This window comes from Stenotrophomonas sp. STEN038 (assembly GCF_056759895.1).
On the sequence record NZ_JBRRDW010000006.1, the window covers coordinates 60,106 to 83,855 of the forward strand.

General features: G+C 63.2%; 26 protein-coding genes and 1 pseudogene. 15 read left to right on the top strand and 12 right to left on the bottom strand.

Features of this window, described 5'->3' with window-relative positions:
• Nucleotides 1-43: 43 nt before the first annotated feature.
• Together ACVOLS_RS03880 and ACVOLS_RS03885 are read left to right on the top strand one after the other, a co-directional pair.
• Nucleotides 44-271: a hypothetical protein gene (locus tag ACVOLS_RS03880; RefSeq protein WP_481544565.1), complete on the top strand. Its 228-nt coding sequence runs from the start codon at nucleotides 44-46 to the stop codon at nucleotides 269-271.
• Between the two features lie 775 nt (nucleotides 272-1,046).
• The gene (locus tag ACVOLS_RS03885) at nucleotides 1,047-1,361 is read left to right on the top strand and encodes a DUF736 domain-containing protein (protein WP_001273857.1); all 315 of its coding nucleotides are present in this window, start codon (nucleotides 1,047-1,049) and stop codon (nucleotides 1,359-1,361) included.
• A 312-nt stretch (nucleotides 1,362-1,673) separates the two neighbouring features.
• On the opposite strand, the gene ACVOLS_RS03890 is transcribed toward ACVOLS_RS03885, so the two are convergent.
• Nucleotides 1,674-1,967: a helix-turn-helix domain-containing protein gene (locus ACVOLS_RS03890; protein ID WP_006379425.1), complete on the bottom strand. Its 294-nt coding sequence runs from the start codon at nucleotides 1,965-1,967 to the stop codon at nucleotides 1,674-1,676.
• Between the two features lie 287 nt (nucleotides 1,968-2,254).
• Here ACVOLS_RS03890 and ACVOLS_RS03895 point away from each other — a divergent pair, with 287 nt between their 5' ends.
• The 9 genes from ACVOLS_RS03895 (at nucleotide 2,255) to ACVOLS_RS03935 (ending at nucleotide 9,713) form a co-directional block, all read left to right on the top strand.
• The gene (locus tag ACVOLS_RS03895) at nucleotides 2,255-2,602 is read left to right on the top strand and encodes a DUF2958 domain-containing protein (RefSeq protein ID WP_016487838.1); all 348 of its coding nucleotides are present in this window, start codon (nucleotides 2,255-2,257) and stop codon (nucleotides 2,600-2,602) included.
• A 342-nt stretch (nucleotides 2,603-2,944) separates the two neighbouring features.
• Nucleotides 2,945-3,715 (top strand): DUF2285 domain-containing protein, encoded by a 771-nt coding sequence (locus tag ACVOLS_RS03900; RefSeq protein ID WP_003092318.1) that lies wholly within the window; start codon nucleotides 2,945-2,947, stop codon nucleotides 3,713-3,715.
• A gap of 111 nt (nucleotides 3,716-3,826) precedes the next feature.
• Nucleotides 3,827-4,111 (top strand): helix-turn-helix transcriptional regulator, encoded by a 285-nt coding sequence (locus ACVOLS_RS03905; protein ID WP_001247107.1) that lies wholly within the window; start codon nucleotides 3,827-3,829, stop codon nucleotides 4,109-4,111.
• Between the two features lie 14 nt (nucleotides 4,112-4,125).
• A complete protein-coding gene (locus ACVOLS_RS03910) occupies nucleotides 4,126-4,983 on the top strand; it encodes a replication initiator protein A (protein WP_003092315.1) in 858 nt (285 codons plus the stop codon).
• 241 nt (nucleotides 4,984-5,224) lie between these two features.
• On the top strand, nucleotides 5,225-5,863 hold the full coding sequence (parA, locus tag ACVOLS_RS03915; protein WP_003092312.1) for a ParA family partition ATPase: 639 nt from the start codon (nucleotides 5,225-5,227) through the stop codon (nucleotides 5,861-5,863).
• Complete coding sequence (locus ACVOLS_RS03920) at nucleotides 5,860-6,123, top strand: hypothetical protein (protein ID WP_000147048.1); 264 nt, start codon at nucleotides 5,860-5,862, stop codon at nucleotides 6,121-6,123. The genes parA and ACVOLS_RS03920 overlap by 4 nt, the downstream gene beginning before the upstream one ends.
• Nucleotides 6,120-6,677: a DUF2840 domain-containing protein gene (locus ACVOLS_RS03925; protein ID WP_023093372.1), complete on the top strand. Its 558-nt coding sequence runs from the start codon at nucleotides 6,120-6,122 to the stop codon at nucleotides 6,675-6,677. Before ACVOLS_RS03920 ends, ACVOLS_RS03925 begins: the two co-directional genes overlap by 4 nt.
• The gene (locus ACVOLS_RS03930; protein WP_003092304.1) at nucleotides 6,674-7,261 is read left to right on the top strand and encodes a S26 family signal peptidase; all 588 of its coding nucleotides are present in this window, start codon (nucleotides 6,674-6,676) and stop codon (nucleotides 7,259-7,261) included. Before ACVOLS_RS03925 ends, ACVOLS_RS03930 begins: the two co-directional genes overlap by 4 nt.
• A gap of 448 nt (nucleotides 7,262-7,709) precedes the next feature.
• On the top strand, nucleotides 7,710-9,713 hold the full coding sequence (locus tag ACVOLS_RS03935; RefSeq protein ID WP_000132148.1) for a relaxase/mobilization nuclease domain-containing protein: 2,004 nt from the start codon (nucleotides 7,710-7,712) through the stop codon (nucleotides 9,711-9,713).
• Nucleotides 9,714-9,779: 66 nt separating this feature from the next.
• On the opposite strand, the gene ACVOLS_RS03940 is transcribed toward ACVOLS_RS03935, so the two are convergent.
• The 9 genes from ACVOLS_RS03940 to ACVOLS_RS03980 form a co-directional block, all read right to left on the bottom strand.
• Nucleotides 9,780-10,379, bottom strand: a complete 600-nt coding sequence (locus tag ACVOLS_RS03940; RefSeq protein WP_003124411.1) for an ABC-type transport auxiliary lipoprotein family protein — start codon at nucleotides 10,377-10,379, stop codon at nucleotides 9,780-9,782.
• 92 nt (nucleotides 10,380-10,471) lie between these two features.
• Nucleotides 10,472-11,401: an MlaD family protein gene (locus ACVOLS_RS03945; RefSeq protein ID WP_000433686.1), complete on the bottom strand. Its 930-nt coding sequence runs from the start codon at nucleotides 11,399-11,401 to the stop codon at nucleotides 10,472-10,474.
• 91 nt (nucleotides 11,402-11,492) lie between these two features.
• A complete protein-coding gene (locus ACVOLS_RS03950) occupies nucleotides 11,493-12,317 on the bottom strand; it encodes an ABC transporter ATP-binding protein (protein ID WP_155936418.1) in 825 nt (274 codons plus the stop codon).
• Nucleotides 12,311-13,468 carry an MlaE family ABC transporter permease gene (locus tag ACVOLS_RS03955; protein ID WP_000063629.1) on the bottom strand — a complete coding sequence of 386 codons (1,158 nt, stop codon included), beginning with the start codon at nucleotides 13,466-13,468 and terminating at the stop codon, nucleotides 12,311-12,313. Before ACVOLS_RS03955 ends, ACVOLS_RS03950 begins: the two co-directional genes overlap by 7 nt.
• Nucleotides 13,465-14,085, bottom strand: a complete 621-nt coding sequence (locus ACVOLS_RS03960) for a DUF3313 family protein (protein WP_000837791.1) — start codon at nucleotides 14,083-14,085, stop codon at nucleotides 13,465-13,467. Before ACVOLS_RS03960 ends, ACVOLS_RS03955 begins: the two co-directional genes overlap by 4 nt.
• Nucleotides 14,086-14,100: 15 nt before the next feature.
• Nucleotides 14,101-14,448, bottom strand: coding sequence for a DMT family transporter (locus ACVOLS_RS03965; protein WP_038421338.1), 348 nt, complete (start codon nucleotides 14,446-14,448; stop codon nucleotides 14,101-14,103).
• Between the two features lie 80 nt (nucleotides 14,449-14,528).
• Entirely contained in the window at nucleotides 14,529-17,633 is a 3,105-nt protein-coding gene (locus ACVOLS_RS03970) for an efflux RND transporter permease subunit (protein WP_003092293.1), read from the bottom strand.
• Between the two features lie 24 nt (nucleotides 17,634-17,657).
• The gene (locus tag ACVOLS_RS03975) at nucleotides 17,658-18,644 is read right to left on the bottom strand and encodes an efflux RND transporter periplasmic adaptor subunit (protein ID WP_481544593.1); all 987 of its coding nucleotides are present in this window, start codon (nucleotides 18,642-18,644) and stop codon (nucleotides 17,658-17,660) included.
• A 177-nt stretch (nucleotides 18,645-18,821) separates the two neighbouring features.
• Nucleotides 18,822-19,526, bottom strand: a complete 705-nt coding sequence (locus tag ACVOLS_RS03980; protein WP_481544566.1) for a TetR/AcrR family transcriptional regulator — start codon at nucleotides 19,524-19,526, stop codon at nucleotides 18,822-18,824.
• Nucleotides 19,527-19,564: 38 nt separating this feature from the next.
• Here ACVOLS_RS03980 and ACVOLS_RS03985 point away from each other — a divergent pair, with 38 nt between their 5' ends.
• The 4 genes from ACVOLS_RS03985 (at nucleotide 19,565) to ACVOLS_RS04000 (ending at nucleotide 22,639) form a co-directional block, all read left to right on the top strand.
• The gene (locus ACVOLS_RS03985) at nucleotides 19,565-20,968 is read left to right on the top strand and encodes an efflux transporter outer membrane subunit (protein ID WP_000078291.1); all 1,404 of its coding nucleotides are present in this window, start codon (nucleotides 19,565-19,567) and stop codon (nucleotides 20,966-20,968) included.
• A gap of 93 nt (nucleotides 20,969-21,061) precedes the next feature.
• A complete protein-coding gene (locus ACVOLS_RS03990) occupies nucleotides 21,062-21,967 on the top strand; it encodes a LysR family transcriptional regulator (RefSeq protein WP_058151297.1) in 906 nt (301 codons plus the stop codon).
• A gap of 32 nt (nucleotides 21,968-21,999) precedes the next feature.
• Nucleotides 22,000-22,263, top strand: a complete 264-nt coding sequence (locus ACVOLS_RS03995; RefSeq protein WP_000717310.1) for an EexN family lipoprotein — start codon at nucleotides 22,000-22,002, stop codon at nucleotides 22,261-22,263.
• Nucleotides 22,264-22,321: 58 nt separating this feature from the next.
• The gene (locus tag ACVOLS_RS04000; RefSeq protein WP_000539741.1) at nucleotides 22,322-22,639 is read left to right on the top strand and encodes a DMT family transporter; all 318 of its coding nucleotides are present in this window, start codon (nucleotides 22,322-22,324) and stop codon (nucleotides 22,637-22,639) included.
• A gap of 228 nt (nucleotides 22,640-22,867) precedes the next feature.
• Here the strand turns inward: ACVOLS_RS04000 and ACVOLS_RS04005 are convergent.
• A pseudogene (locus tag ACVOLS_RS04005) lies at nucleotides 22,868-23,047 on the bottom strand (integrase core domain-containing protein); the annotation flags it as partial.
• 101 nt (nucleotides 23,048-23,148) lie between these two features.
• Complete coding sequence (locus ACVOLS_RS04010; RefSeq protein WP_000043569.1) at nucleotides 23,149-23,679, bottom strand: SRPBCC family protein; 531 nt, start codon at nucleotides 23,677-23,679, stop codon at nucleotides 23,149-23,151.
• Between the last annotated feature and the right edge of the window lie 71 nt (nucleotides 23,680-23,750).

Here is a 23,750-nt window from a genome sequence, read left to right on the forward strand (position 1 = left end):
CTTCGCACCGTAGATAGCGCCCCGGTTCCGGCCGGGGCGCTTCATGTTGAGGATGCCTGCCATGACCCACCAACCCGCAAACCGCCCCCGCATAGCTGCGACCTATGCCTCCGGCACGGTGCGCGCCCGCCGCTGGCACGGCGACGGCGACGTGCGCGGCTACCGTCCGCCGCGTGGCTGGACGGCCCGCGCCGACCTGACCGATCTGCATCCCCTCACGGGCCGCGCCTTGCCGCGCGCCGTGTGGTGGATCATCGAAACCAAGGAATAACGAGCCGCACCGGCCCCAAGCCGTGCCGCCTTGGGGCCGGTGGTCGAAAACGCCGGGCGCGGCGGTGGCGGCGCCGGGTTTCACTGCTCAAAGCCAAAACGCCCCATCGCCGCCTTCGGACAGGCGGCGATGGGGCCACGCACAAGGGCGCTCGTGCGCGAAATCCACGAAGCCAGCAAGTGTGGCGGCGCATCGCGCCGCCAACGATTCGACCGAGCCCCGCCGCAATGGGCGGGGCTGGTGTGGCTACGCCCCGGCTTGCTGCGGCAGGTTGCACGAAAGCGTGCCGTCCCCGACGCTGGCGGTTCGTTGTCTGTACGTCACGAAAGACGGTTCACCGACACGCCGCCCAGCCTCGCTTCTATGGAGCTTCCACACCACGCCTCAGTATGTGGCCGTGAGCTGCGGCAGGGGCGCTCTGGCCTTGTCGTCGGGGCATTGACCTGGCCCGCGTCAGGGCGCAAGCCGGTGCAGCCGTCACGCGGGGATGCCGAGTTGGCCACGTCTCCATTCGGGAGCGGGCGGCCTGTGCGTCCTTGTCTTGTTGTGAATCCTGGCGGTGGCGCGGCTGCGCCTTGTGCTTGATGGCCGCAACCTTGCAGCGAAAACAATTTCCCCTGCGCTGCGCGCATTCCTCGCGGGACAAATTCTTTTCGCTTCCAGGTTCTCCACGTTGTTGCGACCGCTGTGCGGTGCGACCAGCCCATCCCCCGCCGGCCGGATCACAACAAGGACGCACTGGCGCGACCTTGTTCAACCCGAAAGGAGAAACATCATGGCTAACATCGGCACCTTCACCGCAGAGAAAGACGGCTTCACCGGCACGCTTCGCACCCTGACGCTCAACGTCAAGGTCAAGCTGGTTCCCAACGACAAGGGCGACACCGAGAACGCCCCCGACTTCCACCTGCAAGCGGCTGGCCACGAAGTCGGCGCAGCGTGGAAGAAGACCAGCGAGGCCGGGCGGGAATACCTGTCCGTATCCATCGACGACCCTTCGTTCCCGGCGACGGTCTATGCCCGCCTGATCGAGAACGAGGACGGCACGCACGACCTGATCTGGTCGCGCAACAAGCCGAAGGCGGCCTGACAGCCGCTTACCGCGTCCCGCCCACTGCGGCGGGGCGCGATGCTGCTGATCGCAGCACCGCACGCGCAGGATTTCTGCTGCTGCCGCGTGCTGGATACGCCCGTCACGGCGGGCCTGCATGCGTGCCTTGTGGCTCGCAATCCGTGTCAACGAGCGGTGTGTGGCGTGTCGGCGCTGTAAGCGCCGCCGGGCTTTCGGGCTTCGCCCCGTGCCGGCAAGCCGTCACGGCCATCCGGCTTCAATCCCTCACGCCTTCGCGCCTGCGGCGCTGCGCGCTCCGCTTGCTGCAATTCAGTACCACACGCCAACGCGCTAAGGCGTGTCGGGCTCTTCCAATATCGCCCTGAGTTCCTGGCGCACCTGTGCCAGCAATTCATCAGCTTCGCGGGTGCTGTCACCGGCATAAGCCAATGTGAGCAGCGTGAGCGGATGCACTTCCATGACCTCGCACAGATCGGCCAGCTTCTGGATGGTTGGGCTTTTCAGGTCGCGCTCCAGCGTGCTCATGTAGGTGCGACTGGACACGTTGGAGAACGCTTCCTGGCTCAAACCACGCGCCTTCCTTACCGTCCGAATCGCCGCTGCCAATGAGTTCTTCGCTGCCACCTATGGTTTCCCCAAAAAACCAAGATGACAGCCCATTGCGCCCTATAGGACTACAATCTATAGTGTTCATTTGGTGGTGATGTTTTCCTTTTCCGTGCTTTTACGGAGATCCGCATCTGCGGATTTCCTCAGACCCAGGGAACCGCATCCGTGTCTTTCCTGACTTCCACCAATACGCCTTCGTGCCTCTCCGCTTTTGCGGCTTCGTGCGCTTGCGCATACGTGCATCCGTCCGCAGGCACAGATGCGCCTCGGCGATTGCGTGTGTTCGTGGAAGGGGCGCGGCCTTGACCACGCTTGTCACCGAGGAAGACCGGGTGCACCTACTGGCCCACGGCCTCACCCGCGCCGCAGGCCAGGAATGTGACCCGCTGCCCGTGGTGCGCCTGTTCACACCGGACGCACATGCGACCTGGCTATTGGCCGCGCTCGATCCGACCGATGGCGATACGGCCTACGGCCTGATCGACCTCGGGATCGGGATGCCTGCCCTGGCGACGGTGAAGCTGTCCGATCTGGCGTCCATCGTCGGGCCGCTCAAGCAGCCCGTGATACGAGATCGGTATTTCCAGCCGACGCGGCCGCTGTCGGAATACGTTCGACTGGCTCAGGAAAACGGTTCGATCACCGATTGACGCATTCCAGCGCGACCAGGCAAAAAGTATCGCATTGTGACTATTTCGGTCTTAGCCAAGACCTGGCAAGTCTTGATCCGCATGCTTGCACCAGGGTGGTGCGCTCCTGACCAAAACAGTCATGATGCCAGGCGCGAGATTCGGCACGGTGTTCAATGCTGCACCCCATTTCCGGGCGGTGCAGTCGTCGCATTTAGACGATTTCGGCAATGCACTGGAGCGAATCTGTCTTGACACCAGCAGTTAAAGCGTAACCCGAGTTTGATGACCACTTGATGGCGATTCGATAGCTCCCGCACAGCGGAATTGTGGCGACGTTCCCAGAAACAGGGAGGTTTCGCCATGACTGACCGCAGCAGCCAACACTGGTATCCCACGGCCGCGTATCTCTACACGCTGCACCTCGATGGCCCAGCGCTGGCTTGGGAGTATTTGCGCAGGAATCCAAGCTACCGGCGCGACTGGCTACGCCGGCGTCGCAAGCCTGATGCGGCGCAGGCCTGGGGCCTGCGCCTGCTGGAAGATCCCGGCCTGGATGCGCGCGACGCACATCCTGCTTGGTTCCCCGATCACGATGCCGTGGTGCAGCTATACCCCGACGCCGACCCACCACCCGATGCGCATACCTTCGAGTTCTGGCGCATTCCTGGGCGCAAGCAACTGACCCACGACGGCAAGCGCCTGGTGCTCGTATCGCATTGGCCAGGCTGCTGCGTTCGGCTGGCACTCGCACCCGACCTGGAAGATGGTTCGGCCTATCTCTACGCCACACGCGCCTGCGCCACGCCCTGTGCGCGCTACCGCACGCTCGCTGCGAAGCTGGATGCGCTATCTGCCGCAACCGTGGCCACGCCTGTGGCAACAGCCCGCTCCCGCCCCACGCCCGCCGCGCTGCTGGAACTGCATACCTTGCAAGCGCTCGACGCGACCCTCGCGGGAGCCTCCTTGCGCGAGGTGGGCGAAGGTCTGTTCGGCGCGGATGCCGTCGCGGCCGACTGGCACAAAGACAGTGCATTGCGTGCCCGCGTACGGCGGCTGGTACGCCGCGGCGATGAGCTGATGCACGGCGGCTACCGCCGACTAGCGCAGCTTCCAATGTTCCCGTCGCATTAGGGGGGACGTTTCTCGACCCGTGCGAATCGTCCCTTAGCAAGAAGCCTTGCTTTCTTGAGAGTGCCTCTATCCGGCCGCGTGGTGTGGCCGGGCTTGATGGAGGTACATCCCATGCGACCTGCTCCCTCGCGGCCTGCCGCCGCTGCCGTCACTGCGACCTCGCAGCCTCAACGCTACCTGACAAACGACGAAGCCGCCGACTACCTGCGGCTGTCGCCGCGCACGCTGGAGAAGCAGCGGGTGATCGGCGGCGGCCCCAAGTTCCGCAAGTTCGGCCGCCGCGTCATGTACGCGGTGTCCGACCTCGATGCCTGGGCCGACCAGCGCAGCTACGAGGCCACGTCCGATCCCGAATACGCCGAGCGCCACGCGGGCGACTACCGTGATGGCCGCTGATCGTCGGCGCGTGGGTGGCCTTCGCCATGTCCAGCCCGCCAGGGCAAGCCTTGCCGCAGCGCGAACAGCTCGATCTGTTCCGCGCGCTGCCGGGCGACATGGCGCCACGCGATTCCCAGGACTTGATGGCCTTTCCGTTCTTCTCGCTTGCCAAGTCGCGGCGCACGGCGCCGATCGACTTCCGCAGCGGGAACGTCACCATTCGCGTGGAAGGCACGCAGGAGCACGGCATCGCAACGATATGGGATGCCGACGTGCTGATATGGGCCGCCTCGCAGATCGTGGAGGCGCGCGACGCGGGCCTGCGCCCGTCGCGCTGGATACGCGCCACGCCTTACGAGATTTTGCGCTTCATCGGGCGCGGCACGTCCCTCAACGACTACCAGCGCCTGAAGGCCGCCCTCGACCGGCTGCAATCGACCACGGTGGCCACGTCCATCCGCGAAACCACGGGAAGGCGCTTGCATCGCTTCTCGTGGATCAACGAGTGGAAGGAACTCGCCGACGCCAGCGGCACCCCGCTGGGCATCGAGCTGATCTTGCCGGACTGGTTCTATGCCGGCGTGCTCGACGCCGCCCTGGTGCTGACCATCGACCCGGCCTATTTCCGCTTGAAGGGCGGTATCGAACGCTGGCTGTACCGCCTGGTGCGCAAGCATGGCGGGCGGCAGGAGCACGGCTGGCAATTCGACTTCCGACACCTGTACCGCAAATCCGGCAGCGCGGCCCGCTTCTCGGACTTCGCCTACGACGTGCGCGCCCTGGTGGCGCGGCAGTCGTTGCCCGGCTACGTCCTCGGCATCGAGCGGATGCCGGACGACAACACCGAGCTGCTGACCTTCCGGCCCGTGCCGCACGCGGCACGGGGATAACTGCGGGAGAACCTGTGGACGGCCTCGTGCTATCAGGAGTACCGGGTATCGTGCTATCAGGAGTACGACCCTCGTGCTATCAGGAGTACGAAAACGCCGGAAAGCCAACAACGGCGCGGGTTTGCGTTCCCTCTAACTTACCTAACAAGAAATACATAACTTTTAGTAGAAGCGCGCCGTTTCGGTGGACAACCACGAAACGGCACGGCCAGGCCGGCTTTCCAGCTCGGAGGGCCGCGCCATGATCTTCGCGTTTCTCAACCAGAAAGGCGGCGTCGGCAAGACCACGCTCGCCACGCACATCGCCGGCGAACTGGCGATGCGCGGCCTGCATGTCATCCTGCTGGATGCCGACCCGCAGGGGTCATCGCTCGACTGGACGCAGCGGCGTAGCCAGCAGGGCCTGCCCCGTCTGTTCAGCGCCGTGGGCCTTGCCCGCGAAACGCTGCATCAGGAAGCGCCAGAACTCGCCAGGCGGGCCGATCACATCATCATCGACGGCCCGCCGCGCATCGCCGCCCTCGCGCGTTCCGCGCTGCTGGCGGCCGAGCGCGTGCTGATCCCCGTGCAGCCCAGCCCCTACGACGTATGGGCTTCTGCCGAGATGGTCGCACTGATCCGCGAAGCACAGGTGTTCCGGCCAGCGCTGCGCGCGGCCTTCGTCATCAACCGGCGCGTCAGCACCACCATCATCGGCAGGGAGGCACGGCAATCGCTGGCCGAACAGCCGCTGCCCGCGCTGCGCTCGGAGATCCACCAGCGCATCGTCTTTGCCGACAGCGTAGCCGCTGGCCGGCTCGCCCGCGAAACCGCGCCCGACAGCGCCGCTGCCCGCGAGATCGCCGCGCTCACCGACGAACTGCTGCGGTGGCCGACATGACTGGGAAGCCACCACCACGCAGCAAGCGCGTCGGCATCGGTGCGCGTCCCCCAGCGAATCCGCACGCCGAAGCGTGGATTCGCCAGGGCGACGCAGATGCCGTGCAGAAAGGCGACCTCTACACCGCTCGACTGACGCTCGACATCACGCCCGCCATGCGGGCGCGCATCAAGGTGTCGGCCTTCACGCGAGGCGTGACCGTAGCCGAACTGCTGCGCGACCTGCTGGAGCGGGAGTTTCCCCCGGAGGGCACGCCGTGAACGCATCCGCTTCGACCGCCCACACCCCCAAAGCAAGTGCGCCCACGGCTGCGCCGCCGCCGGCGCCTTCGACACTCGCCGGCCAGGCCGGCAACGTGCCGCTGACGCGCGTGGCGCTGGCCTACATCGAACCGCGCTTCAAGCTCTACCTGCGCTTCGGCGAACCGGCGCGCACGCTCCAGCTCGACCGCTGGCGGCGCTGCGCCGTGTTCCTGCCGAACGCGGTTCTGTGCCGCATCCGTTGGCAGGCCAACGACTACGGCACGATCCGCTGGCAGCTCATGGTGATGCAGACCGCCACGCCGCTGGACGCCGTGCAGCGCATCCCCGGCGTGCAGCCGGGCGCGCGTCTGCTGCTGCACGCCGAAGGCGATGCCAACGTGCGCGCCGTGCTGGAACGCATCGACGGCATCGAGGCGCTGGGCATCGCAGCCGCAGACACATCGCCCGCGTACTGGCGCACGCTCGCGAACCGGCTCGCAGCGCGCTCGGCGCTACCCACATACACCGCAGAACGGCACGCCGCCTGGCTGGCCGGGAGGGCATTGCCATGACCACGATTTCCACGACCGGCCCCGTGCCGCATCCTCGCTCGCGCCTGCGCGCTCGCCTCGTGCTGGCAGGCTTCGCCACCGTCGGCCTCGCTGCGCTGGCCTGGGCGGCGTTCGTGCAGCCCCTGCCGCGAATGGCCTACAACCCGTCCGACAGCGTGGCGGTCGGTTGGTATCGCATCGAACCGTTCGACCCGCGCACCGCCTCGCGGCCACGTCCGCTGTCCGTGGACAGCATCGTGCTGATGCCGCTGCCCGACAGGGCCGCCATGCTGGCTGCGCAGCGCGGCTACCTGCCGACCCGCGTTCCGCTGCTCAAACGTGTGGGCGCAGTCGCGCCACAACACGTTTGCATCGTCGCCGGCCAGGTTCGCATCGACGGCGTGCCGGTGGCCGCCGCCCTGCCTGCCGACCGGCTGGGCCGGCCGCTGCCATCCTTGCAGCTTTGCCGCCGTCTCCAACCGGGCGAACTGTTCCTGTTGAGCGCGACCAACCCGGCGTCGTTCGACAGCCGCTATTTCGGGCCGGTCAGCGCGTTCGCCGTGATCGGCGTTGCGCATCCGATCTGGCTGGAGACACGTCCATGATGGCCGCCGATTCGCTGCACTTTGCCGCGCCTCTCATCGTGCCATCGGGCATGTCGTTCTACTGTTCGTCGCCGTGTCGTCGCGCGTGCAGTGCGGGTGCATTCGCACCGCACTTCGCGCTGCCTTCGGCGCAGCCGCCCAACGTGCAGGCGTCTTGCCTCGAACGCGCCTGGCCTGCGGCCATTGGCGTGTTCGCCGGCGGGCTGGCTGCTCGTGCAGCAGCGCCGCCGGGCCGCCGATGCCCGGAGCGGGAGCGAGGGGCAAAGGCGGAAGGCAAGACAAAAGGGTTCGGCACTCTGCCGCCCGCAAAGCCAGTCTGCACGTGGGGGTGGCGCGGCACGGCGCGGCTTCGCCGCCGTGCCGCGTGGGGCGCGAGGCACGCGCCGATGCAGGCATGTCCGCGTGCTTCGCACGCTCGGACACGCCGGAGCTTGCAGGGAGCACAGCCATGACCGACCGCGGCGACCATGATTTCTGGGTGCGCCCTGGCGCGCCGAAGAACCGAGGCAAAGGCCAGGGCCAGAGCTTCGTTTCCAAGGTGCTCAAGCAGGCTGGCAAGGCCAGCGGCGGCAAGTCGGCGGTGCGCCGTCCTACCGCTGGCGGGAGCGGCCAGCACGCCGGCCAGCGGCCCGGCTCACGGCTTGGACGCGGCCATACGGCGGCGCGCTTCGCAGGCGCAAAGCTGACCCCTATGTCACGGCGCGTGACCATCAAGACGCTGCTGGTCAACCAGCGCAACGCCAGTCCGCAGTCGCTCGCCAAGCACCTGCGCTACATCGAGCGCGACGGTGCCGGCCGGAACGGCGAGCCGGGCCGTGCCTACGGGCCGCAGACCGACGAAGCCGACCTCGATGCCTTCAAGGAACGCTGCCAGGACGACCGACATCATTTCCGCTTCATCGTCTCACCTGAAGACAGTGCGGAGCTGGACGACCTGCGCACCTACACCCGGCACCTGATGAACCGGATGGAGGCCGACCTGGGGACGCGGCTGGATTGGGTGGCGGTCGATCACTGGAACACCGACAACCCGCACACGCACCTGATCGTGCGCGGACGCGACGATACCGGCAAAGACCTCATCATCGCGGGCGACTACATCGCCCACGGCTTCCGCCATCGCGCCGCCGAGCTGGCGACGGAATGGCTGGGGCCGCGCACCGAACTGGAGATCCAGCAGACCTTGCAGCGCGAGGTGGAGCAAGAGCGGTGGACGAGCCTCGACCGCACGTTGCAGCGCGAGGCCGGCGAGGATGGCCGGGTGCAGATCGAACGCTTCAACGAACCCCGGCTGCAACGCCAGCGCCTGCTGCTGATCGGCCGCCTGCAACACTTGCAGCGCCTGGGCCTGGCCGACGAGGTGCAGCCCGGCACCTGGGCCGTCCATGCGGACGCGGAGAAGACCTTGCGTGCCCTGGGCGAGCGTGGCGACATCATCCGAACGATGCAGCGGGCCATGAGCGGCAAGCCTCGCGAGCTGGCGGTGTTCGAGCCGGGCGACGACGGCCGCACTATCGTCGGTCGCGTGGCTGCTAAGGGTCTGGCCGACGAGCTGCACGACCGCGGCTATCTGGTCATCGACGGGTTGGACGGCAAAGCCCACTACGTCGCGTTGGACGCCCGCGACGAGCTGGCGAACTATCCCATCGGCGCGGTGGTGGAGGTACGCGGTTCCGCCGAGGTGCGGGCGGCCGACAAGAACATCGCCACGCTGGCGAGCAATGGCCTGTACCGCACCGATCACCACCTGGCGATCGAGCAAGGCCGAGCCAAGCCCGGCCGCGACCCGCAAGAGGCTGTGGCGGCCCATATCCGCCGGCTGGAAGCCCTACGGCGGGCCGGCATCGTGGAGCGCGTGGCCGAGGGGTTATGGAAGGTGCCGGACGACTTGGCCGAGCGTGGCCGCCAGTACGACGCGCAGCGGCTGGGCGGCGTGGCGGTCGAACTGAAATCGCATCTGCCGATTGAACGGCAGGCCCGCGTCATCGGCGCGACCTGGCTGGATCAGCAGTTGATCGGCGGCGGCAAGGGACTGGGCGACCTGGGCTTTGGCGGCGATGCTAGGCAAGCCTTGCAGCAGCGCGCCGACTTCCTCGAAGAACAGGGGCTGGCCCAGCGGCGCGGGCAGCGGCTGATTCTCTCCCGGAATCTGCTGGAAACGCTGCGCAATCGGGAGCTGGCGCAGGCCGCCCAGCACATTGCCGCCGATAGCGGATTGGAGCATCGGCACGTCACAGACGGGCAGCGCGTAGCCGGCATCTACCGGCGCTCGGTCATGCTCGCCAGCGGTCGCTATGCGCTGCTCGATGACGGCATGGGATTCAGTCTGGTGCCTTGGCGGCCGATAATCGAGCCACGACTGGGGCAGCAGATCGCCGCGACTGTACGCGGCGGCGGTGTGTCATGGGAGGTTGGACGGCAAAGAGGTCCTGGGATTGGATCGGGGCCGTAGGCTGTCGTACCGAGTTAAGGTGTCGAGCAGCGTTTTGGCCCTAGCTTCTGTGCTCCGTTAAGACGACTAGTCTGTGCTTATCGACGACGCTGTGGGTGCATGGTTGCTTGCCAATTCCGGTGCAACTCGCAAACGCGCTGCCCCGACCTGAACTGCCCATTCAACGATCTGCCCGGCCAATATATCCGTGGCGACACCGAACGCGCTCACCACATCGGCCTCTCGCTTGCTGCCTGTGGCTTGGATTGCTTCGAAGCGTCTACTGGCAATAGCAGTCCGTTTGGCCGGATCGACCAGTTGCACATCGAGCCGAACCGCGGCGATCGCTTCAGTGCCGCGGTATTCGAGCTGGAACGCCCGCAGCGTACTGCGCAACTCCATATCGGCGCTCATTGGGGTGCTATCGGTAATCACGGAAGTCGACCGCCCATCGCGCATGAAGGCTTCGACGATTCGGTCACGCAGCAGCACCGGTGCGGGGTCGGCCCAACGCACTCCTTGCCAAGCCGACAAGCGACCATCGGGCTGCGCAATGAACAGCCGCTCCGAATCCAGGACGCGACTACTCTCAGGGGCGTAGACGCGCAGCGCCCCGGGTCCCGGAACGGCGCGCGGCGTACTCTCCGCCTGGGCGATGTGATAGTCGGGCAATTTGTAGGTGACCATTGGAGCTGCTTTGGGAAGCACACTGCACGCGGACAAGCCGAGTACTAGCGTCATAGTCACGGCAGCGACGGGAATCATCCTGGCGGAAGTGTTCACGGCTTGGTTTCCTCAATGTTCTCTCCACCGAGCAGGTATTGCGCCGGATTGCGATCCAGTCGGCGCAGCACGGTGTTTAGATTGGCCAGCGCCTGCTGGAGTTCGTGCATGGCAGGACCTGTGGCGGCCAAGCCCTGGTTCAGCGATTCCTGATTGTTTTGCAGTAGCGTCTCAACCCTGAAAGCGGCGCGTTCGAGGGATGCCGTTGCATCACGCGTGTTCACCATGATTTGCTTACCATCGTTATTTAGTAGCAGGTTGGCATCGCGAAGAGTGCTATTTGCTTGGCGCACGGCAGCTGTCGATTCTCTGCTTGCTTCGGTCAGATTGCTGATTAACGTCGCGATCTCGGCCCTCTGGTCAGCGACCGCGCCCGTGGTCTGTTCAAGATTCACCAGACTGCGGTGCACAAGAGCCAAATTCTCCTTCGACAGTAACTCCTGCGTGCGCAGCAAGATGCCGTTGAGTGTCGTCATGCTGTTCCCCTCACCGGAGACCAGGGATGCCATCGCCGAACGTGGTGCGAGGATCAACGGTTCCTCGTCCTCTCTCCGATCCAGCAATGGCACGTTTGGCCCACCGTCGCTCAACTCGATCACCGCGTTGCCGGTAATTCCCGTGATGACCAATTCAGCGCGGGTATCCTGCCGGACCGGGATGGTGGCATTGATGCGTACGCGCGCTATCGCCCGCCTTGGGTCTCGCGGTGAAAGAGAAAGTGCAACGACTTCGCCAATCGTGATTCCGCTGTACTGAACCTGGCTGCCGGGCGTAAGCCCGGTCACTGGCTCATCGAACATAATCCGGTAATACTGGTAATCGTGGTCGGAACGTGTGTCGCTGAGCCAAAGCGCGAAGCCAATACCAATCGCACCGAGCAGCACGACGAACAGACCAATGAATACATGATGGGCACGTGGTTCCATGATCAGACCACCTCGTTCTCAGAGTTTAAATATTGCGTGCGCCCAGCCCAATGCGTGCGCGACGGAAGAATGATGCAGATGCGGAGGGGTTTCATGGCTGCGTCTCTTGGCTGGAAGCACCAGTGGCCTGTGCGGCCGCACGGCCACGGGGGCCGTGAAAGTATTCCTGTATCCACGGGTGCTTGAAGCGCTCGACTGCCTCGATGCCGTCGTTGATGAGTACCTTCTGGTTCGCCAGGACCGCGACACGGTCGCATATGGTGTACAGCGTATCGAGGTCGTGGGTTACCAGAAACACCGTGAGGCCCAGTGCATTGCGCAGGGTCAGAATCAATTGGTCGAAAGATGCAGCCCCGATTGGATCCAGTCCTGCGGTGGGTTCGTCAAGAAACAGGATGTTCGCATCAAGCGCCAAGGCTCTCGCCAGTGCTGCTCGTTTCACCATGCCTCCGGACAACGAGGCCGGATACTTGTCTCCCGCTCCGGCAGGCAACCCCACCAAGCCCAGCTTGCTTCTTGCCAAACGCTCGGCAAGAGGCCGCGCCAGACCGACATGCTCGATCAAAGGAAGAGCGACGTTCTCCAAGACGGTCAGCGATGAATACAACGCGCCCTTCTGGAACAGAATGCCGAACCTTCGCTCCATACGCGCGCGCGCAAGCCATTGGGCTCGCAGTAGGTCGCGCCCCCCGATACGGACCACGCCCGAATGCGGCTTCTGCAGCCCGACGACGCTACGCAAGAGCACGGATTTCCCGGTGCCTGACCCTCCCACCACGCCAAGGATTTCCCCGCGCCGCACGTCCAGGTCTAGGTCCTGATGGACCTGCTGGGTTCCAAACCTGTTGTCCAGGCCGCGCACTTCAATAGCGTGTCGCACACCGTTGTCGGTGTCTTGCTTCACCGCGCTCACCAGCCCATCTCCATGAAGAACAGTGCAGCGATGGCGTCTATCAGGATCACCATGAAGATTGATTGCACGACACTAGACGTCGTGTGGTCGCCTACCGACTCAGCGCTACCGGCGACCTTGAACCCTTCATGGCAGCCGATAGCGGCGATCATCACCGCGAAGAGCGGGGACTTGCTCATTCCGACAAGAAAATGGCGCACCTCGATTTTTTCCTGCACGATGGCAAGGAACTGTGCGGGAGGAATTTCCAAGCTCAGTGCGCATACGGTGGCGCCGCCCGCAATGCCAGCCAAGATGCCTACTAAGGTGAGCAGTGGCAAGGACACAAGAAGCGCCAGCACGCGTGGCAGCACCAGTAACTCGATGGGGTCGAGCGCGTTGGAGCGAAGCGCATCGATCTCTTCATTTGCCTTCATCGAACCGATTTGGGCGGTGTACGCGCTTGCGGTACGGCCTGCAATCAATATGGCCGGGAGCAGCACTCCGAACTCGCGCATGAACGAGAAGGCGACCAGATGCACCGAGAAGATGCTCGCACCGAAGTTGGCCAGCACCGTTGCTCCCAGGAACGCCACCACCATTCCTACCATGAAGCTCAGTAGCGCCACGATGGGAATGGCGTCCACCGCTGATCGCTGGATTTGAGCGATCACCGAGGTCGCGCGCCAGCGACGCGGGTGACGAACGGTACGGCTCCATGTTTCGATGATCTGGCCCACGAACCCGGCCAGACCAAGACACGCACGACAGCCCTGTTCCAAGGTCAGGCCTATGCGTCCCAGACCGCGGAGCAGAGGATTCCCGCTCACCGCTGCTTTCTCCGTCTTCTGCTGATCGGTAGCAGCGGCGGCCAGCGCTCTCATTAGGGCGAGGCGATCCGAGGACAGATTTGGAGCTGCCTCCGGCCGGTCGAGTATCGAGTCTGGCCCGAGAATTTCCACCAGCAGAGCCGCGCCGGCGGTGTCCAGTCTCTGGACTTGCGTCCAGTCGAGTAAGGGAGTGGCGTACCCCTCGGCATGACTGATGCGGGCGGCGGACACGGATTTTGCCAGACTGGCGTAGTGCTCTATCGTCCAGTCGCCACCCGCCAGCCATTTGTGATCACCGCCGACCATGGCATCCTGCCGGAGCCAAGCCTGTGAAGCGTTGCTCATGGCTGCGTGTCCCGCCAAGCGCTGTCGATGCGCTCGATGCAGTTCGTGATCGCCGCTTTGGCATGACCCAGCAATGTGTACGAACCGGCGAACTCTTTAATGACGTTGCCGCGCTCGAAGCAACTGGCGGCAGCAACCCGGCGTCCCGTCCTTAAATCGACTGCTTCGAACTCTAGGCTGGCACCACCCGTCGTCACGGGTCCAACCAGCAGGGTCGTCATTGCATTGACTGCCCGATTCGGTGTCTGCAGTTCGGTGACCGCTACACGCACCCGAACCTGTCCCGCGCCACCTGGGGGGGCGGGACTTTTGCCTTCCTGGCGTTTCAGTTCGCTCGTCACATGGTCTAGCACTTCGCGCTGCTGCGCGTCATCGAGCCCATCGATGCGACCCGAGGCGGTCTTGATCTGCGCTTCTTCCACCACGACAGCGGCATAACGCTTGGGCTCGAATCCCGCTGCGCGGTACATCAGTACGTTCTCGTATCGTGTCGGCGATAACTTCTCGTAGTCGCCGAGAAATCCGGAGCGCGTCATGCTGTTGGTCGCGCATCCAGAGAGCGCGCCTGCTACGCAAAAAAAGATGCCGCCGCGGATCAATGCAGTTTTGCTCTTCATAATGGGTCTCCTTGATCAAACGAAACTAAGACAGGCAATGCCTGCTGCGATGAGGGCGGTGCCAGACCAGCGCGTTACCGATGCGACATCGCCTAGTAGGAGGGCGCCGACGCCCAAGTTTCCAAGTAGCCCGATTCCTGCCCAGGCTGCAGAGGCCGCGCTGATCGGAATCCGCTTGAGCGCGAACCACAAAAGTGCGCCGCTGGCCGCCATGCACGTCACTGCCACACAGAGGCCGACCCAGCGCATCGGACCGCCCGCCGTGATGGCCCGCAGGCCCAGTGGATAGCCCGCTCCTAGAACCCCTGCGGCAATGACAATCGACCAGGATTTCCAGATCAGCGGATGGGTGCTGAATCGCATAAGCCTAGCGAGACATACGCATGAAGCGTGGGTGCATACGAATTCTGAGAATGCGCAGCACGCGGCGGCTCGCAAGAGACTCATGAGCGATCTCCATGCGCGGTGGCGACACTCAGGTTCCACGGCCCAATTCGCTTGATTCCAAACAGGACTTCGTAAAGCAGCGGAATCAAGCCCAACGTCACCAGCGTTCCGAGTGCCAGCCCACCGATCATCGCGATCGCCATCCCTTTCCATAATGGTCCGGAGAAGAGCATGAGTGGCACCAGTCCCGAAATGCAGGTGACCTTGGTCATCACGATTGGACGAAGCCGTTGTATCGCGGCCCCAACCAAGGCTTCATGGCGTGGCAGGCCTTCCGCTAGCCCCTGGTCGATGCGTTCCAGCAAGAGCACGGCGTTGTTGACAATGATCCCGAACAGGGCCAGTACGCCGAAGGTCGCCATGAAGCTGAAAGGTGTGCCGGTCAGCTTCAGAGCCAATACCACGCCGATAAGCGTGAAAGGGATCGTCGCGAGGATCACACCGAGCTTGCGGAAAGAATTGAACTGCCATACGAACAGCATCAGCATCGCCAGAAATGCGAGGGGCATGTAGGTCGACAGCGCGGCGTTCGATTCGGCGGCTTCCTCGATCTCGCCGCCAAGTTCAACCGAGTAGCCCGCGGGCAGGTCCAGGGCAGCGACGCTAGGCGCCAGGCGGTTGATGATCTCCTGGGCGGTGTAAGAGGTGTTCTGTCCTTGCACGGTGATCGTGCGGATGAGATTGCGCCGTTGGATGACCGAGGGCTCGCTCGCGAGCGATACGTCTGCGACCTGAGCCAGCGTCACCGCTGGACCGCCGTTGGTGGGATAGATGAGCGTCGCGCCTACGTCTGCCGTGCTGCGACGCTCGCTTACGATACTGCGCAGGACGATCGGGACGGAGGTGTCACCGTCGCGAATAACCGAGATCGATCTGCCGCTGTAGCGGACATCCAGCCCGCCAGCGATGTCTTCAGTCGTCACGCCCGCCCGACGCGCGCGGTCCTGGTCGACCCGTACGTCGATGCGGCCAACGCGCGTATCCCAATCGTTCTTGACGTTGATGGTGCCGGGCAGCTTGCGCAGCGCTGCTTCGATTTTGGACGCGGCCCCCAACAATACCTCCTCATCCGGACCGCTGACGCGATAAATGGCAGTCCCTGACTCGGTCGCACCGAGCGAGAAACGCTTGGGCTCGGCGCGCACGTCGCCATGTGCTTGCGCAAAGTAGCTGCGGGTGCGGGCGAGGACGGCGTCGATGTCGCTCTTCGGCTTCAATGTGACAACGAAGTACGCGATGTTCGATGCCGGCAGTGGTGGATTCAGGCTAAGGATGAAGCGCGGGCCACCATCGGCGACGTAGCCGATGTGATCGGAGACTTCTGGATTGATGTTCGTGTCGCCCAGCCAACCACTGATCTGCTTCACGCGGGCGAGCGTTTCGCGCGAGTCGGTACCGGGGGCGAGCTGCACCGGAATCTGGAACTGAAGCCGGTCGGACTTGGGCATGAAATCGTACGGCAGGGTGGTGAAGCCATACAGCGCAATGGCAAGCGCCGCGATCATCGACGCTACATAGACCGCCTTATGGTGGAGCACCCACTCCAGTACGCGCCGGTAGCCACGGTAGAAGCGGGTGTCATAGGCGTCGCCCTGCTCCTGCTTGTGATGGGGTTTGGCGAAGTGGTAGCACAATAGGGGCGTGACAGTCAGGCACAGCAGCCACGAAGCGAACAACGTCAGTGCCAGCACGACCACGAGATTGTGCAGATACTCGCTCGTGGCGTTCTGGCCAAAAAAGAACGGCGAGAACACGATCACGATCACGAGCGAGGACGTGAGCAGCGGAATGGCGAGCGTGCGGCCCGCCTCGAGGCAGGCATGCTTACGATCTTCGCCACCGGCCAGGCGGCGTTCGATGTCTTCGGCAATCACAATGCCGTTGTCCACCAACAAGCCGAGCGCAATGATGATGGCGCCCATCGAGACGTTCTGAAGCTCGATGTTCATCGCGCGCATGACGATGAGTGCACTGAGGATCGTCAACGGCACGATCATGCCCACGATGATCCCGGTGCGCCAACCGAGAAATAGCACGACGACACCGAGGACGACGATGATCGTCTCCATCATGACGTGGTTCATTTTGCCCATCTCGTGCTTGACGACATCGGCCTGGAAAGTGACGTATGACAGATCGAAACCCGCCGGCAGCAGCTTCTCCTGGTCTGCAACCCGTGCTTTGAGCGCTTTTCCGAACTGCTCCACGTTCTGACCGGAGGCCATCGAAACCGCCATGACGACAGCGGGCTGGCCTTTGTAGATGGCAGCAGATTCCGGCGGATCGGCTGGCCGCACACTCACCTGCGCCAGTTCACCCAATGCGATCGTCGGCACGGGCGCCGTACTACTTTGCGGTCGTGGCAGCGCGATCGGCATTGCTCGCAGGGAGGGAGCGTCACGCACTTCGCCACTGACCGCCAAGGTTGCATTGATGCCGCCGACAACAATTTGTCCACCCGAAGCGACGACGTTCTGTTTGACGAGTTGGTCGATCACCCCCTGTGGTGTCAGCTCCAATCGCGCGAGCCTAGGCCGATCGAATTCGAGATAGACGCGCTCTTCCTGCAGGCCGTAGAAAGTGATGCGCTCAATACCAGGCACGGTGTACAGGCGGTCGCGCATCTGCTTGAGCGCGACGCGCATCTCGCTCATGGAGTAACCTGGTGCAGTGACCGCAATCGAGGCAACCGCGACGCGGCCGAAGTCTTCGTCGACGAAAGGCCCCATCGTGCTCTGTGGTAAGGCATCCTTCGAATCGGCGACCTTGGCCCGGACGCGCTGCCAGATCGGTGCCAAGTCGGTGTAGCGGTCCCAGATCGTGACCTGGATCATGGCGCTGCCTGCGCGCACGGTGCTCGTCACGCGCTTGACCTCTGCCAGTTCGCGCAAGCGCTCCTCGATCGGCCGGGCAATGAGTTGCTCAACGCGTTCGGCGGGCAGCCCCGGGTTCAACGCCGTGACCATCGCATCGCGGACCGTGACAGTCGGCTCCTCCTGAGAAGGAAAATTCAGGAAGGTCGCGATGCCGGCGACGAAAATGATGAGCGCTACAAAGTAGGTAAGTCGACTGGCGCGCAGCGCCATCTCGGTGATCTTCATGATGAAGTAACCTGGTGGATCGCGTTAGCGCTTGGTCAATTGAGTGGTGGCTTCCAGTGGTGTCACTGGCTGTCCATCGGTGAGCCATCCTCCTCCGGCGGCAACCACCGTCTCGCCGGGCTTGAGTCCAGCGAGGACGCGCGCGCTGTCTCCTTCCTGTACCGGCGTGAAGCGCACCGCGCGACGGTGCACCTTCTTATCTTCAGGGGTGTAGACGAAGACGGAAGCCTCGCCCGGCTTCGTGCCGAGCACCAGCGAGGCATAAGGTATGGATACAGTCTCGGGCCGAGAGGTCTTGGAGGTTGCCGCAGGTGCGTCGAGCACGACCTGTACGGGAATACCTGGCCGAAGTGCGCGCGCTTGCGCGTTATCTTCAGGCACTAGCACCACGGGTAGGAGCGAGCCATTTTCGGCGCGCAGACCGACACGACGTACCACCGCTCGGATTGGTTGTTCGGCTCCGCTCCAGCTCAGTTCTGCGCGTTGGCCGACATCTATGTGAGGTGCCTGTGTAGTAGACGCGTTCGCGATGATCTCAGTGCCACTGCGCACGCCGTCGACCTGAAATACCGGCGCACCAGCAGCAATGTCGGTGAACGCCAAAGCCAGCTTTTCCGCCACGACACCATCGAAAGGAGCGACGATCATCGTGCCACGTTGTGCTCGTTCGGCCAGGCCAAGCGCCGCCTTGGCAGTGCGCGCTTGACCCTCTGCGACCGCTAGCTGCGCCTTCGCGCTCTCGAACGCAGCAGGGGAGATGACTTCGCTTTCGAGCAACCGGCGCTGTTGATCTGTCTGTACACGTCGATCCATCAGGCCGGCTTCGGCGGCCGCCAGGGATGCTTGCGCTTGTGTCACGCGAAGCCGGTCAGGTTGCGCATCAAGTTCTGCCAGGACTTGGCCGCGGGAGAACCGTTCACCCACGTCGACGTTCAACTTGGCGATCCGTCCTCCTGTTTCAAATCCTAGGATGCTGCGCTCGGTTGCTCGCGCCGAGCCAGTCAATTCGATGCGAGAGCTATGCGGGAGATCCGACTGCGCGGCGGCGCAGCTTCACTGCGCGCGGAGGCTCGGATACGGTGGATTGCGAGTTTCCGCACCCTGAGAGCAGAGTCGAAATGGATAGTGTGCAAGCAACCGCCAAGGAGCGCGGTGCGCACGCGGTCATGACACCGCTACGGACGCGACTCATGTGCGTCCTTTTGCCGGGACAAGTTCGAGATGGCCCGAGGCGAGATCCTGGAGCGCCCGAAAGAAATGCCGCCGCTCTGCGGGTGCGAGTATTGGCAAACCCAGAAGATCGGCGAACAGGGCGCCATCCAATGCCAGCATGATGAGTGCCGCGGTCTCGGTGCCACGCGGGGATCGACGCACGCGTTCGTACTGCACGCGGTAACACTCGCGCAGTGGGTCGAGAAGTGTTGGATCTTCCGCAGCTGCCGCGAGCAGCGCTGCGCCCATCTTCTGCATCTCGTCGTCGGGCATCGCTTCCACCTGGCTCGACAGCCAGGGGTCCGGATCTCCGGCAAACCTGCGCTCGTGATTGGCTTGTACCGCGTCGAACGCCCGGATCATCTCGTCGATCAGTGTCACGAACAAATCGCGTTTGGTCTTGAAGTGATAGAGAAACGCCCCTTTGCTCAACCCGGCCCGCACAACGACGGCGTCCAGTGTCAAGCGACTGGCACCTTCCTCCAGCACCAGTTCGCGGGCGGCCTGCAGGATGCGGTCGCGAGTTCGCTGGGCTCCTTGCTGGAGGCCGGGCTGCGCATCGGCGCTGCTATGGGCAGTGGACGGGGGGGGGCAACTTTGTTTTCGCGCGGGGCGGCATGGTCGTGCTCCAAAAAAGCTTGAGTCATATACAGTCCAGACGGTATAGTAGAAGCCATACAACAGTCCGTCAAGACTTTTTCGGAGCGCAAGGAGCTGCCATGTCTCAAATTCTTGAACGCTATCGCCTCATTGCCATGATTTCTCCGCTACTGCTTCTTGCGGCCTGCAGCCATGCCCCGCACTCTGCCGATCCACCTCGCCTGGATGTACCGGCCCATTTCTCAAATGAAGAGGGAGGTGAAGGCATCTTGGACAAATCGTCCCGCCGTACTCTTCCCGTCGATTGGTGGACGGCCTACGGCGATCCGCACCTCAATGCCTTGGTCCGGGCGGCGCTGGAGCGCAATACCGAACTGACGATTGCGCGAGCGCGCGTGGACGAGGCATCGGCCGCCACGCGGCGAGCACGGGCCTCCCTGCTCCCCTCGTTGTCCGCGGGCACGCAGGCAACTCGAGGACGCGACTATTCAGAGAACGTTGCAATCGGCAATGATGGCCGCGCCACGTTGTCCGCATCGTGGGAGGCAGACCTGTCGGGACGGCTTTCGCAGGCAGCAGAAGGTGCGCGCCTGGATGCGGTGGCAGCCGAACAAGCGTGGGTTGCCACGCGGTGGCAGGTCGCGTTTGAAACAGTGTCGGCGGCTGTGCAGCAGCGCCAAGCCAGTGAGCTCGAAGCGCTAGCCGCGGCGCGGCTGGCATCCGCAGAACGACTCGTCTTGCTGATGCAACGGAAGTTCGAGGCCGGACAAGCTACCGGCTTCGACATCGAGCGTACCCGCGCCGGCGTCGTCGCACTGCGCGTGGAGCAAGAGCAACTGCGGCGTGCGCGCGGCGAGGCGACGCATGCACTCGATGTACTAGTGGGACAAACGCCCGGAGCGCCTGCAGCTTCCCCAACTCTTGCGTCGCTCGCCGTCCCGGACTGGACACCGACACGCATACCTGCGGACCTGCTGAGTGAGCGGCCCGACGTGCGCGCCGCCGAAGCGAAGTTCGCCGCCGAAACCGCGCGCTGGAACGCAGCCGAAGGCGAACGCTTCCCCAGGCTGGTGTTGGACCTGAGCGGCGGACGGCAGCGCGTAGAGAGTGTGGGAACCCGCATCACTGGAAACATTTTTTCACTTGGGGCCGGGGTGTCGTTGCCGATCTTCGATGGTGGCGCGATCCGTGCCGGCATCGAGACCGGAGAGGCGCGCAGCCGAGCTGCCCGTGCGGAGTTCGAGCGCACTTTGTTGAGTGCTTTGCAGGACGTAGAGAACGCATATCTCGGTTGGCATACGCAGCACGCAGCACTGGAGCATCAGGCCGAGGGTGTCGCAGTCGCGGAGCGTCAGCTCGATCGCAGCCGACGTCTGTTCGAGGCGGGACAAGTGGACGCCACGGTGGTGGCCGAGGCTGAGGCCGGGGTGCTGTCAGCGCAGGCTTCGCTGATCCGCACGCGGGCCGAGACAGCCATGCAATGGGGCGTCCTGGCAAAAGCATTATCCGGCTCTCCTGTTTGATCGCAGAAACATGCTGGAGCAGCTTGCGAAGGCTAGCTAAATAGCGTGACGCAAGGCGAAGGTGGTGAGGCCTGAGTGATGAGGAATGCGAACATGGAAATTCGACACCTGCGCTACTTTCTGGCGGTGGCAGAGGAGCTGCACTTTGCCCGAGCCGCAGAGCGCCTCCACATAGAGACATCGCCGCTGTCGCGCGCCATCAAGGAACTTGAGGAAGAGTTGGGCGTAGCGCTATTTGCGAGAACCACTCGGAGCACCCGCTTGACTCGTGCGGGCAGGCTCTTCTTTGAGAGCGTGCCGCGTGTCTTCGCAGCTTTGCAGCAGGCGCGCGACAGTGTGAACGCCGCAGCCAATGGCTTTCATTGCCAGCTCCGTATTGCATTGTCTGATGGAATCACGCCATCGCGCCTGCCTGCGTTGTTGGCGCTCTGCCGGCAGGAAGAGCCGGAAGTGGAAGTTCGCTTCTTCGAGGTGCCTTTGGCACAGCAAATCAAGGGATTGTGTGGCGAACTGTACGATCTCGGCTTCGCTCAATCGGATGAAGTCGGCGAAGGCATCATCGCCGTGCCGGTGTGGAGTGACCCTCTGATGGTAGCTGTGCCCGCACGGCACCCCTTGCTATCCCACAAACAGATTCCCCTAGAAGAGCTGTTGCGGTATCCGCTGGTGCTCTGCGACGCGGTGGCGTGTGAGGGCCATGCTCGGCAAGTTGAACGGGTGCTACGTCGCGTGGACATAGAGCCACTGATTGCCGAACGCGTGACTTCCAGCGATCTAATGATGGTCCTGGTTTCGGCGGGACTTGCACTAGGCCTCACAGGAGGCGCGCATATCACAGCCAGCAGGGAACAGGGGGGGGTCGCACGGCCGCTGACTGGACGTTCGCCAATGCTCACGACCTATCTACTACGGCCGGCCAGCGAGCCGTCAGAAATGCTGACTCGCTTCATGGAACGCGTTCATTCGATCAAATCTCCAGATGCCAAAGGTCGGCGGTAAACCATCACACAATCTCCCAAAGAAAATTAACCATGAAGAAGATTGCTCTCATATTGCTTTCCTCGACATTGGCAGCCTGCAGCCCATCTGGGAAACCAGATAAAGCCAACCTTCCGACAGTCGATGAATTAGCGCTCAATCCTGAGCGTCTGAAAGAGTTGCGCAAGCAATGCAAGTTGGATCGACCAATGCTGGGCGACCAACTATGTAACCGGGTTGCCGAGGCTACGCGAAAGCGCTTTTACGAAGATGGCGATGTGCCCCACACCACGCCTAAAGAGCCGCCGAAGTTCTAAGCTGGTGGTCATGCCGGAGTATGTATGCCGGATATGAAAAATTTGAAGGAGAATCGCAATGGGTTGGATCTATCTTGTTTTGGCTGGATTGTTTGAAATCGGATGGCCGGTCGGGCTGAAAATGGCGCAAGAGCCAACATCGCGTTGGAGTGGGGTCGCAGTAGCCGTCTCTTTCATGACAATTAGCGGCGCCTTCCTATGGCTTGCTCAGCGTCAGATACCGATTGGGACTGCTTATGCGGTGTGGACGGGTATCGGAGCGGCGGGAACTTTCTTAGTCGGAATTCATTTCTATGGCGACCCAACCTCCCTGATGCGATACCTTGGCGTGGCGTTGATCATCCTGGGCGTTATCACGCTCAAGTTATCGAGTTGATCGCTAGCTCCATTGGTAGCGTAGTCGCTAGGCGACCCAGCTCCCAGAGTGGATCGGGCGCTGGGAACTCGTACGGTCACCTCCTCTCTCTAGTCGCTATGTGACGAGCTTGCCGGCGCCTCGGGAGAGTTCGAGCCAGTGCGCGTAAGGCGGTGGGAGCACCCATTCCGGGTGGCTCCACCTTCAGTGCCTGCGCCAAGGTGACCTGAGTACGAACTTTGTAGCCAGTCAGGCAGTGAGTTCGGAGGGGATGCTATCGGATTGGATCCAGTTGCGCCGGATCGTCGCCGGCGGTTTGTAAGCATGCGCGCTATGCGGCCGCTGCTCGTTGTAGAACTGTCGCCAACGTTCGATCAGCACCTTCGCTTCGGTCCGACTGCGGAACCATTCGCGGTTGAGCAGTTCGTCGCCCATCGTTGCCTGCGAAGTCAGGACCAGCAGAATCCTGAGGGGAGTTCTCATCATGGTTTTCTCCGTTCAGACGCTTGGGATCAAGCGGCCGGAGACCACTACGCCTGCTTGGCTTTGCGCGCTGCCTCGACCAAGCTGTCGAGCCAGTCCTGATGGCCGTTGATCATCGGGTTGGGTTTGGCGTTGTGCAGCTCCTCGGCCGGTTTGCCCTTCTGAGTTTCCTGCGTGAGGATGCGCACGCGCCTGCCGTCCAGGTTCTCAACCAGCCAGGCGTGATGCACATCCAGGCGCGTATCTGTGCCTTCCTCGCCGGACCAGCCGTGCCAGGCCACGCGGCCGGGTTGCCCATCCGCAGGTGGCACGTATTCGTTGCACTGCCCCTCTACCGGGAAGCCGAAGGTCTCGAAGTAAAACCGATCGCCGTCGGCCAGTACCGGGCCTTTGCCGTCATGAAAGCACACGTTAGCCGAGTTGGCGTAGTAGCTTGGCCACAGCGATGGTGTGACGAGTAGAGGCCATACGTCGGCCGCGCTCAAGCCGGCGGCGATGATCTCATTGGAGGCGAAATTCTCAGTAAAGCCCGGCGTGTAGCCTTCGGGCCAGAGGATGGCGTTCTGTTGCTTGCTCATATCGAAGCTCCTTCACAAAATGTCGATGACGCAACAGGGGTGGCTGCGTCATTCAAGTGGTCATGGAGCAA